Consider the following 10,263-nt stretch of genomic DNA (forward strand, 5'->3'; position numbering starts at 1 on the left):
GGCCCCCCCCCCCCCGCCCCCGCCCCGCCCCCCCCCCCGCCCCCCCCGCCCCCCCCCGCCGGGCGGCCGCCCCCCCCCCCCCCCCCCCCCCGCCAGGATCAGGCCGCAGTGGCCTGGGACTTGGACGCTTCCTTGTACAGGTTGCGAACCTTGTCGGTCATCTGGGCGCCGTTGGCGATCCACTTGTCGCAAGCAGCGATATCCAGCACAACGCGCTGCTCGCCACCCTGTGCAACCGGGTTGTAGTAACCGACGCGCTCGATGTTGCGGCCGTCGCGGGCGCTACGGACGTCGGAAACGATGATGTGGTAGAACGGACGCTTCTTGGCGCCGCCGCGGGTCAGTCGAATCTTGACCATGGTGGTGTTTTCCTATGTTGCCCAGTCGCCAGGATGGCGCGGTAAGCCGGTGATTATAGCGACCACCCCGCTCCATTCCAACCCCGGCCCTGATCGGGAACCTGAACCAGCCTCAGCGCTCACCTTTCGCCAGTGCTGTCCGTGCGTCCTTCGCAGCCAACCCGGTTGGCACCCCGTCGATTTTCACGCCTGGCCATGGCCGCCGAGCCCCCCTTCTGTATCGTTCAGCACTCCGGGTATATGATTCGCATATGAATCATATAGTCAATTCAAGGGGCGACCGATGGGCATCGTGAACATCGACGACGAACTGCACGACAACCTGCGCAAGGCCAGCACCGTGTCTGGTCGCTCGATCAACGCCCAGGCCGGGTTCTGGATCAGGATCGGCATGCTCTGCGAACTGAATCCGCAGCTGAGTTTCCAGGAGCTGGTAGCGCGCGAACTCGCCGCCGCCGGGGTGAGCCCTGCAAACATGCGGGCGGCAGAAGCATGATCAAGCAGCCGCATGAACTGGTATTGATGGCCGAATCCGGGCGCCTGCTGGCGTCGGTGTTCGAAGCACTGAACCAGCTGCCGCTGGAAGGCATGAGCACGCTGCAGATAAACGACTGGGTCGAGCGCTTCATCGTCGACCGTTTGCAGGCGCGCCCGGCCAGCAAAGGCCAGTATGGCCTAGCCTATGTACTCAACAGTTCCATCGACACGGTTGTCTGCCACGGCTTGCCGTCATCGAAAGACATTCTCCGCAGCGGCAGCATCGTCAACCTGGACATCACCCTGGAGAAGAACGGCTACATCACCGATTCCAGCCGCATGTACCTGATCGGCGAGGTAAGCCATCAAGCCAAACGCCTGGTGCGCGTCACCAACGAGGCCATGTGGAAAGGCATCGCTTTGGTACGTCCCGGCGCGACCTTGGGCGACATTGGCTTTGCGATCAACCGCCATGCCAAGGACGCTGGCTATTCGGTGGTGAAGGAGTATTGCGGCCACGGTATTGGCCGCGAAATGCACGAAGAGCCGCAGGTACTACATTACGGGCATCGTGGCGCCGGGCTCGAACTGCAGGCCGGCATGACTTTCACGATCGAGCCGATGATCAACCAGGGCCGCGCGGCGATCGACAACCACGACGATGGCTGGACCGTGACCACGCGCGATGGAAAGCTGTCGGCGCAATGCGAGCATACCGTCGAGGTAACGGAAACCGGCGTGCGCGTACTGACCCTGCGCGATGAGGAGCGGGCCACCGCAAAGAAGCTGCTTGGCATACTCGTATAAGACAAGCTTTTGTGGGAGCTGCGTGAGCCGCGAAACTGGCGTTGCTGGAGTGCGTGACATATCCGCCAGCTGATGATCTATCTGCTTCGCGGCTCACGCCGCTCCCACAAGAAACACAGGCTGCTCGCCGTCAATGTGATCAGACAAAAAGAAGGCCCGGCAATGCCGGGCCTTTTGCTTTCAACAATCGCTATCAAACAACCGAAATCACCAGATCACAACCCGCTTGTCGTCGGCACGCACCATCGCATCGCCGGCCTTGCACTGGAACGCGGCGGCGTACGACGGCATGTTCGACGGCGCGCCATTGGCACGGAAGTTTGCCGGTGCGTGCGGGTCGGTGTTCAGACGCACGCGCAGTTCGCCATCGGTGAAGTTGCGGCGCCACACCGTGGCCCAGTTCATGAAGAAGCGCTGATCCTGGCTGTAGCCATCAACCGGCACATTGACCTTCTCGTCTTCCTTCAGCGCCATCTGCAGCGCGTCATAGGCAACGGTCAGGCCGCCGAGGTCACCGATATTCTCGCCCAGGGTCAGCTTGCCCTTGACGTTGACGCCCGGCAGCGACTCGTAACCATCGAACTGTGCAACCAACTGGTCGGTGCGACCGTTGAACGCGGAGCGATCAGCATCGGTCCACCAGTTGTCGAAGTTGCCGTTGGCGGCGAACTGGCTGCCCGAATCGTCGTAGCCATGCATCATTTCATGGCCGATGACCGCACCGATGCCACCGTAGTTCAGCGCCGGATCGGCCTTGGCATCGAAGAACGGCGGCTGCAGGATCGCGGCCGGGAACACGATTTCGTTCTTGGTCGCGTTGTAATAGGCATTCACCGTCTGCGGGGTCATGCCCCACTCGGTCTTGTCCACCGGCTTGCCGATCTTGGCCAGCATGTAGCGGTAGTTGAACGCCTGCGCCGCCTGCATATTGCCCAGGTAGCTGTCGCTGTTGGTGGTCAGGCCGGAGAAATCACGCCATTTGTCCGGGTAACCGATCTTTGGGGTGAAGCTGGCCCACTTCTCCAGCGCCTTCTTCTTGGTGTCCTCGCCCATCCACGGCAGGCCTTCCAGGCGCGCCTTCAGCGCGACCGACAGGTTCTCCACCAGGTGCTGCATGGCCACCTTGGATTCGGCCGGGAACACCGCGTCCACGTACAGCTGGCCCAGGGCTTCACCCATCGAGCCATTCACCGAATCCAGCACGCGCTTCCAGCGCGGTTGCATTTCCTGCTGGCCGCGCAGGGTCTTGCTGAAGAAGTCGAAGTTGGCCTGCTCGAAGTTCTTGCTCAGGTACGGTGCGGCGTTGTCCACGGTGTGGAAGCGCAGGTAGGCCTGCCAGGTGGCAGCCGGCACGTCGGCCAGCATGGTGTTCAGTTCGTTGAAGAAGCCCGGCTGGGCCAGCGAGAACTTGTCCTTGGCCGGGATCTGCAGCGTGTCGAACAGCGCGGTCCAGCTGAAGTTCGGGGTCTGCTTGTCGGCATCGGCGGCGCTGACCGGGTTGTAGCGTTTGGCCGGGTCACGCAGTTCGATTCGCGACAGCGAGGCCTTGGCCAAGCGGGTTTCGAAATCCATCACAGCCTTGGCCTGCTGCTTGGCCTGCGCGGCATCGACGCCGGACAGGGTCAGCAGCTGCTCGATGTAGGCCACATAGGCCTCGCGGATCTTGGCCTGCGATTCGTCGAAGTAATAGCCCTTTTCCGGTAGACCCAGACCGCTCTGGCCGACATAAGCGATGACATTGGCCGAATCCTTGAAGTCCGGACTGGCGTACAACGAGAACAGGAAACCATTGCCCTGCGCATAGGCATCACGCAGGTAGCCGGTGATGGCAGCGGTGTCGTTCAGCGCGGCGATCTTGTCCAGTTCCGGCTGCAGCGGCTTGATACCGGCGGCCTCGATGGCCGCCTCGTCCGAGCCAGTCTTCCAGATGTCGCCGATCTTGGCTTCGTTGGAACCTGCTGCAGCCTTGCCAGCGGCAGCCTGCAGGACCAGCGCGTGCTGCACTTCCAGCGAGCGCTCGCGCAGGATCTCGAAGCTGCCCCAGGTGGTCTGGTCGCCCGGCACCGGGTTGGCCTTGAGCCACTTGCTGTTGACGAAGCCGTTGAGGTCAGCACAGGCCTGCACGGCCGGATCCAGATCGGCGGCGTTGAGCGAGATCAGCTGGGTCTTGAGCTGTGACTGGTCGAACGCGACCTTGGCTTCGGCAGCCGGCGCGGCAGGCGCTTCGGTCTTGCCACAGGCGGCGAGCGAGGCGGCGATTGCAACCGTCAGGGACAACGGGACGAGCTTGGAAAACGACATGGACATCTCCGGCCAAACAGGGAAAAGCCCGCGCCTGGTGCGCGAACCAACCAGTGAGACTAAAGGATTGCCGGCCTCGGCGCGAACCGCCGAAAGTCACACCCAAGAAGGCGAACGGCTCGCAAGTCAGCGTGACCACATCCGCGAGCGGGAAGGCAGAGTTCAACGCACCCGTAGCAACGAACCAATCACCGCGACAAGCGCAAGCGCCGCCGCAGCCATCAGGAACGCCGCAGGCAACGACCACTGCTGGGCAATGAGGCCGATTGCCGCCGGGCCCAGCAGTACGCCCGCATAGCCCATGGTGGTGACTGCGGGAATGGCAACGCTCTCGGGCATGCGGGTCTGCCGCCCTGCAAGGCTGAACATCACCGGCACGATGTTGGCGCAGCCAATGCCGACCAGCGCGTAGCCAAGCAAGGCCACAGCGAAGCTCGCCACCAGCGTGGCCAGTACAAACCCGCCACATGCAAGCAAACCACCCAGCAGCACCGCCACGCTCGGCCCAAGCTGGTTCACCAGCCGGTCGCCAAACAGGCGTGTGGCAGTCATTGCGATATTGAAGGCAACAAAGCCCCAACCGGCATGGGCAAGCTCCACCCCGCGTACTTCATGCAGGAACACCGCGCTCCAATCCAGCATCGAGCCTTCGGCCAGGAAGCTGATGAAGCATACGGCGCCAATCACGATCACCACGCCACGCGGCAAGGCGAAGCTGGCTTCACCCTTCCCTGCTCGCTCGTTGCGCCACCAACGCGATGACAATGCGGTGATCGCCACAACAGCAGCAGCCACCACCAAGGTCGACAACAACGCGCCCCCGCCAACCGACAACAGCAGCGTTACCAGTGCCGCACCGGTCAAGGCACCAATGCTGTAGAAGGCGTGGAAGCCGGACATCATCGCGCGCCCGGATTCGCGCTCCACCACCACTGCTTGAATGTTCATCACGCAGTCCATTGCGCCGATGCCTGCGCCAAACACCAGCAATACAACGCCGATACCCAGCGGCGTGGACACCATCGCCAGCAGCGGCAGCATCAGCACCATCATCAATACAGTTGCCAGCATCACCGGCCGGCAACCATGCCGTGCAGCCAGCATGCCGGCCAGCGGCATCGACAGCAGCGAGCCCAGGCCGAGACACAGCAACAACACACCAAGCATTGCGTCATCAAGACCTGCGCGGGCTTTCGCAAAAGGTACCAGCGGCGCCCAGCATGCGATTGCAAAACCGGGCACGAAAAAGGCTGCGCGTGTGGCTATCTGCTCGCTGCGCTGAAATATTATTGGATTGGTCACTTGTTGTTCCTTGATATCTGTACTGCAGCCGCGCTGCTTGCACCCGATCCGTTGAATCAGGTTTTCGCGACAGCAACCCGATGCAGGCGCTGTGCAATGGGCGCCAGCCGCTGCTGCACATCCGCCGGGACACGGTCGCTGATCAACAGCTGATCAACCTGCTCGATGCCGGCGATACGGAAGCTGCCACGCGCACCGACCTTTTCATTGCTGGCGACAACCAGAGTGGTATCACTGACCCGCAGCATCGCCTGCTTGAACGCGCACTCTTCGGCATTGATGCCCCATATGCCAGTCTCCGGATCAACCGCGCAGACACCTGGAACACAGACATCAGCCTGCAGCTGCGTCAGCTGCTGCAATGCGATGGAACCGATGGCACCGCCACTGTGCGGATCGATACGGCCACCGATCATCACCACCTCGGTTGCCTGCGCGCCGGCCAGCGCATCGGCGACGGCAGGGGAGTTGGTTACCAACGTCAATGCCGTGCCACGCAGTGCGCGTGCGATCTCCACATTGGTGGAACCCGCATCCATCAGCACCACCTGCCCGGGCAGCAGCAGGGAAGCCGCGTGGGCCGCCAAGGCGCTGCGCTCCGGATCCTGCCGCCCTACCCGCTCAGGCAAGGTATCGAACTGCGGCGTCGGCAGCAGCGCCCCGCCGTATACCCGCCGGCACAGCCCCTTGGCGGCCATGTCACGCAGGTCGCGGCGGATGGAATCCTCGGAGACCGCGAACGCAGCCGCCAGATCGTTGGCAACCACGCGACCGTGCTTGCGGAGTTGTTCGAGGATGCGCTGCTGGCGCTCCTGCGGTAGTGCATCGGGATCTGAGGCGGTCATGTGATGGTTTTCCGCGCTGATGGAATCTGATTCAGCATTGAGGCACCGACAGTCGGCGCTCCGGGCGCTTGGCCTCTTGATTGCGAAATCATGCATCAACAAAATTAATCGTGCAACTTCGTGCACAACAGCGGATAAACAAGAAGCCATCCCATGCGCCCGCGACCACCACGGCCGTGGTGCTTCGATCCGGGATGAGGCCCAGGCCGGGGGCAATCAGACGATCAGGCAGCGCTACAGCAAGAGCTTTACCCCTCCCCAACCCTCCCCTTCGCGCTGCGAAAGGGAGGGGGCGAAAGCTGCAACCCTGCAGATCTTCCCCTGGCACGCAAGAGAAGCGGGAACCCAGCGTGCAAAGGGTGCGCGCCGCCTGTCATTCAAGGCGCGCGCGGATTCGGCAGGAAGGCAGCGACGATGCCCAGCAGTGGCAGGAACGAGATCACCTTGTAAACCCAGAGGATGCTGGTGTGGTCGGCGAGCACGCCCAGCACCGCCGCACCCAGGCCGCCCATGCCGAAGGCAAAGCCGAAGAACAGGCCGGAAACCGTGCCAATGCGGTTGGGCATCAATTCCTGCGCGTACACCAGGATCGCCGAGAACGCCGAGGACAACACGAAGCCGATGACCATCGTCAGGATCATGGTCCACTGCAGGTCGGCGTACGGCAGCATCAAGGCAAACGGTGCCACGCCGAGGATCGAGGCCCAGATCACCGGCTTGCGGCCGATGCGGTCACCCAGCGGCCCACCAATCAAGGTGCCGGCCGCCGATGCGGCGAGGAAGCCGAACAGATGCAGCTGCGCGCTCTGCACCGAAACATGGAATTTCTGGATCAGATAGAACGTGTAGTAGCTGCTCAGACCGGCGATGTAGAAGTACTTGCTGAAGATCAGTACCAGCAGGATGCCGATCACCCAGGCCACTGTCTTCGGCGGCAACAGGTTGGCCGGCTTGGCCGCCGCCTTGGGCTGCGCGGCCACGGCCTGCAAGTGCTGCTGGTACCAACGGCTCACATAGGTCAGCAGGCCGATTCCCAACAGCGCTGCGCAGGCGAACCAGGCCACGCTGCGCTGCCCATTCGGCACAATCACCACTGCAGCCAGCAATGGGCCCACCGCAGTACCGGCGTTGCCTCCGAGCTGGAACACCGATTGCGACAGGCCATGGCGGCCGCCCGAGGCCAACCGCGCGATGCGCGAGGATTCCGGGTGGAAGATCGCCGAGCCGATACCGACCAGCATCGCCGCCACCAGCACCGTCACGAAGTTCGGCGCGAACGCCAACAGCAACAGACCACACAAGGTGGACAGCATGCCCATCGGCAACGAATACGGTGCCGGGCGCTTGTCGGTTTGCAGTCCGATCAAGGGCTGGAACAAGGACGCGGTCAGCTGGTAGGTCAGCGTGATCAAACCCACCTGGGCAAAGCTCAGGTGAAACTGACCCTTGAAGATCGGGTACAGCGCCAGGATCAGCGACTGCATCATGTCGTTGACCAGATGCGAACTGCTGATCGCCGCGAGCACACCTACCGCGACCGGGCGACGTTGTGATGCAGGAGCTGCAACCGTTGAAGCAGGAGATGACATGGCGTAACCGCGAAGTGGGGGCGGACGCGCATGGTAGAGTCGCGATCAACGTCCATCCTGCGCGATATGGTCATGCATCCTTTCGAAAAGGACATTCCGGATGCCAAAAAAGGCCGTCGCCAGCCGCTCCCGGCCGGGCCGGAAACCGTGGTGTACTGCAAGGCGCGGGACTACCCCAGCGCCACCGTGATTCCGCTGCACCACCATCCGGATCGGCACCAGCTGGTCTACGCGGAAACCGGGGTATTGGTGGTCAATGCAGGCATGGGCCGCTGGGTGGTGCCCAGCACGCGCGCGATCTGGATGCCGGCGGGCATCGGCCATCAGGTGCACTGCATCGGTCTGGTACAGATGCGCAGCCTGTACATCACCCCGGAGGCAATGCCGGACGCGCCGCAGACTCCATCGGCAGTGTCCATCACCCCATTGCTGGCATCGCTCATACATGCAGCGGTGGAAATACCGGCGCGCTATGCCGAGAACTCGCGTGATGGTCGGCTGATGCGATTGATCCTGGACGAAGTGCAGACCCTGCCGGTGCTGCCGCTACACCTGCCCGAGCCGCGCGACCCGCGGCTGCGCCAGATCGGCAGGAAGCTGCAGCGCCACCCGGACGATGCCTCCACCCTGCAGGACTGGGCGGCGCGCCTGCAGGTGGACGTCAAAACCATCCAGCGCCTGTGCGCACGCGAACTGGGCATGACCTTCGGCCAGTGGCGCCAGCAGGCGCGCCTGCTGCGTGCACTGGAACGCTTGGCCATTGGCGAGAAAGTCATCGACGTTGCATTGGCGCTGGGCTATGAGAGCCCCAGTGCCTTCGCCACCATGTTCAAGCGTCGCTTCGGGCTGACGCCGAGCCAGTTCTTCCGCTGAAGCGATATGCAGGCCGCTGCCCTGCCGCAGTAGGCAACGCAGCGTCCATCGCGCATCGCTTTCAGCCTGCGGTAGCCGTCGCGGCCTCATCGATCAGGGCTGCAACTTCCACCGGATGCGATGCCAACGATGCATGCCCCGCATCCAGCGTTATCACCTTGCGCGCGTTGAGACGGGCGGACATCGCCTTCTGGTTTTCCGGCGCGATCATCCGGTCCTGACTGGATATCTGGTACCAGCTTGGCTTGTGCTTCCAGGCCGGGTCACTGATGTTGTCACCGAACGTACTGGCCAATGGCGCCTTCTGCGTCACGCCCATGACGAAGCCCTCCTCCTCGGGCAGGTCCTGGCAGAAACTCTCATGGAATTTATCCGGCTTGAGCCACAGATAGCCGTCGCTGTCTGGCGCCAGATTCGGCGCTGCGACCGGAAGGTGCTGCTGGGTGATGCCGCCAGGACTCTCGCCGGCATCGGGAGCAAACGCGGCGATGAACACCAAGGCTTTCACGTTGGGCAGATTGCCAGCCTGGGTGATCACCGCACCGCCGTAGGAGTGTCCCGCCAGAACCACTGGCCCGTCGATCTGCGCCACCATTTTGCGGGTGCGTTCGGCATCATCGGCCAGTGATGTAAGTGGATTCTCAACCGCACGAATATCCTGGTAACCCAGCCGCCGCAGCTCCAGTATCACCCGCGCCCAATGCGCCGCCCCACCCCAGAAACCATGCACCAGAACCACTGCCGGCTTGCCCATGTTGTGCGCTCCCGCTGGTTGGAATAGTCAATGACGAACGACGACTACTTCAGCCAATCGGTGATTGGTAATCGTCCTGTGCTCGCCATTCTGCAACTCGGCCGTAAATTGGCCGTGAGGGTTTCATTGCCGGGATTCTGTTGAATACTCCGGCTCCCATTCAGTGCGAAAGCCAGCGCACCCACCCCAGCTACCGGACATTGAAACCCTGCGCCATCTTCTGTCGCGGTGCGCATCCACCTTGGTTTCGGCTCAGCCCCGCCGCGCTCGCCAAAGAGACAACAAGCCAAACATAAGACGCACCGTTGCACCCCGCACGCCTGCCCGATTCGCCTGCATCCAACGCTATTCGCTATGCTGCGCGCCCGCTCGCCCGGGATGGACCTGCGCGGGCTTTGCTTTTGTAGTACCCCTTACTTCATTGGATGAGAAATGGCTGCAAACGTAAAACTGGATGCTTTGAGCGAAATTGCCGGCTTCATCGGCGCCGCATTGGTGGACAGCGATAGTGGCATGACGCTGGGTACGCTGGGTGGCGGTGCCATCAACATGGAAGTGGCCGCCGCTGGCAACGCCGACGTCGTCCGCGCCAAGCGCCGCGTGGCCAATTCGCTGGGCCTGAGCGACGTGGTGGAAGATATCCTGCTCACCTTGTCCAGGCAGTACCACCTGATCCGCCCACTGGACGGCAACAAGGATCTTTTCCTGTACGTCGTGCTCGACCGCGCCCATGCCAACCTGGCGATGGCGCGGCATGAGCTGAAGTCCTTCGAGAAGACCCTGGATTTCAAATAAGCCGGGCTGTTCTTTTCTACAAGCAAAAGCCCGGCCTGATGCCGGGCTTTTTTTTTCGGTAACGCCACCGCGCGAAGCCTGTCGTTTGTGGGAGCGGCGTAAGCCGCGAAGCGGACAGTTCATCAGCTGGCACATACATCTACACGTGCAGCGATGTCAGC

10 protein-coding genes are annotated in these 10,263 nt (G+C 62.4%); 4 read left to right on the forward strand and 6 right to left on the reverse strand.

Annotation, left to right across the window (positions count from 1 at the left end; all coding sequences use genetic code 11):
* Nucleotides 1-98: 98 nt before the first annotated feature.
* The gene (gene rpsP / locus ACVOMF_RS19060) at nucleotides 99-359 is read right to left on the reverse strand and encodes a 30S ribosomal protein S16 (RefSeq protein WP_481510660.1); all 261 of its coding nucleotides are present in this window, start codon (nucleotides 357-359) and stop codon (nucleotides 99-101) included.
* A 283-nt stretch (nucleotides 360-642) separates the two neighbouring features.
* Here rpsP and ACVOMF_RS19065 point away from each other — a divergent pair, with 283 nt between their 5' ends.
* Together ACVOMF_RS19065 and map are read left to right on the forward strand one after the other, a co-directional pair.
* Nucleotides 643-855, forward strand: a complete 213-nt coding sequence (locus ACVOMF_RS19065) for a ParD-like family protein (RefSeq protein WP_481510661.1) — start codon at nucleotides 643-645, stop codon at nucleotides 853-855.
* The gene (gene map, locus ACVOMF_RS19070; RefSeq protein WP_481510662.1) at nucleotides 852-1,643 is read left to right on the forward strand and encodes a type I methionyl aminopeptidase; all 792 of its coding nucleotides are present in this window, start codon (nucleotides 852-854) and stop codon (nucleotides 1,641-1,643) included. Before ACVOMF_RS19065 ends, map begins: the two co-directional genes overlap by 4 nt.
* 207 nt (nucleotides 1,644-1,850) lie before the next feature.
* On the opposite strand, the gene ACVOMF_RS19075 is transcribed toward map, so the two are convergent.
* The 4 genes from ACVOMF_RS19075 to ACVOMF_RS19090 all read right to left on the reverse strand — a co-directional run bounded on the left by ACVOMF_RS19075 (nucleotide 1,851) and on the right by ACVOMF_RS19090 (nucleotide 7,680).
* The gene (locus tag ACVOMF_RS19075; RefSeq protein WP_481510663.1) at nucleotides 1,851-3,944 is read right to left on the reverse strand and encodes a M13 family metallopeptidase; all 2,094 of its coding nucleotides are present in this window, start codon (nucleotides 3,942-3,944) and stop codon (nucleotides 1,851-1,853) included.
* A gap of 162 nt (nucleotides 3,945-4,106) precedes the next feature.
* The gene (locus ACVOMF_RS19080) at nucleotides 4,107-5,234 is read right to left on the reverse strand and encodes an MFS transporter (protein WP_481510669.1); all 1,128 of its coding nucleotides are present in this window, start codon (nucleotides 5,232-5,234) and stop codon (nucleotides 4,107-4,109) included.
* Between the two features lie 68 nt (nucleotides 5,235-5,302).
* Nucleotides 5,303-6,091: a DeoR/GlpR family DNA-binding transcription regulator gene (locus tag ACVOMF_RS19085; protein WP_481510664.1), complete on the reverse strand. Its 789-nt coding sequence runs from the start codon at nucleotides 6,089-6,091 to the stop codon at nucleotides 5,303-5,305.
* Nucleotides 6,092-6,468: 377 nt separating this feature from the next.
* The gene (locus ACVOMF_RS19090) at nucleotides 6,469-7,680 is read right to left on the reverse strand and encodes an MFS transporter (RefSeq protein ID WP_481510665.1); all 1,212 of its coding nucleotides are present in this window, start codon (nucleotides 7,678-7,680) and stop codon (nucleotides 6,469-6,471) included.
* Between the two features lie 72 nt (nucleotides 7,681-7,752).
* On the opposite strand from ACVOMF_RS19090, the gene ACVOMF_RS19095 reads away from it, so the two are divergent.
* Nucleotides 7,753-8,553, forward strand: a complete 801-nt coding sequence (locus tag ACVOMF_RS19095; protein ID WP_481510666.1) for an AraC family transcriptional regulator — start codon at nucleotides 7,753-7,755, stop codon at nucleotides 8,551-8,553.
* Nucleotides 8,554-8,614: 61 nt separating this feature from the next.
* Here the strand turns inward: ACVOMF_RS19095 and ACVOMF_RS19100 are convergent, their stop codons facing one another.
* Complete coding sequence (locus ACVOMF_RS19100) at nucleotides 8,615-9,307, reverse strand: alpha/beta hydrolase (protein ID WP_481510667.1); 693 nt, start codon at nucleotides 9,305-9,307, stop codon at nucleotides 8,615-8,617.
* 432 nt (nucleotides 9,308-9,739) lie between these two features.
* Between ACVOMF_RS19100 and ACVOMF_RS19105 the strand changes: the two genes are divergently transcribed.
* Nucleotides 9,740-10,102 (forward strand): roadblock/LC7 domain-containing protein, encoded by a 363-nt coding sequence (locus tag ACVOMF_RS19105; RefSeq protein ID WP_481510668.1) that lies wholly within the window; start codon nucleotides 9,740-9,742, stop codon nucleotides 10,100-10,102.
* The last annotated feature ends 161 nt before the right edge of the window (nucleotides 10,103-10,263 follow it).

This window comes from Stenotrophomonas sp. STEN022, assembly GCF_056760155.1.

Coding starts and splice junctions, on each gene's coding strand:
- rpsP (WP_481510660.1), bottom strand. CDS start 359: ATGGTCAAGATTCGACTGACCCGCGGCGGCGCCAAGAAGCGTCCGTTC.
- ACVOMF_RS19065 (WP_481510661.1), top strand. CDS start 643: ATGGGCATCGTGAACATCGACGACGAACTGCACGACAACCTGCGCAAG.
- map (WP_481510662.1), top strand. CDS start 852: ATGATCAAGCAGCCGCATGAACTGGTATTGATGGCCGAATCCGGGCGC.
- ACVOMF_RS19075 (WP_481510663.1), bottom strand. CDS start 3,944: ATGTCGTTTTCCAAGCTCGTCCCGTTGTCCCTGACGGTTGCAATCGCC.
- ACVOMF_RS19085 (WP_481510664.1), bottom strand. CDS start 6,091: ATGACCGCCTCAGATCCCGATGCACTACCGCAGGAGCGCCAGCAGCGC.
- ACVOMF_RS19090 (WP_481510665.1), bottom strand. CDS start 7,680: ATGTCATCTCCTGCTTCAACGGTTGCAGCTCCTGCATCACAACGTCGC.
- ACVOMF_RS19095 (WP_481510666.1), top strand. CDS start 7,753: ATGCATCCTTTCGAAAAGGACATTCCGGATGCCAAAAAAGGCCGTCGC.
- ACVOMF_RS19100 (WP_481510667.1), bottom strand. CDS start 9,307: ATGGGCAAGCCGGCAGTGGTTCTGGTGCATGGTTTCTGGGGTGGGGCG.
- ACVOMF_RS19105 (WP_481510668.1), top strand. CDS start 9,740: ATGGCTGCAAACGTAAAACTGGATGCTTTGAGCGAAATTGCCGGCTTC.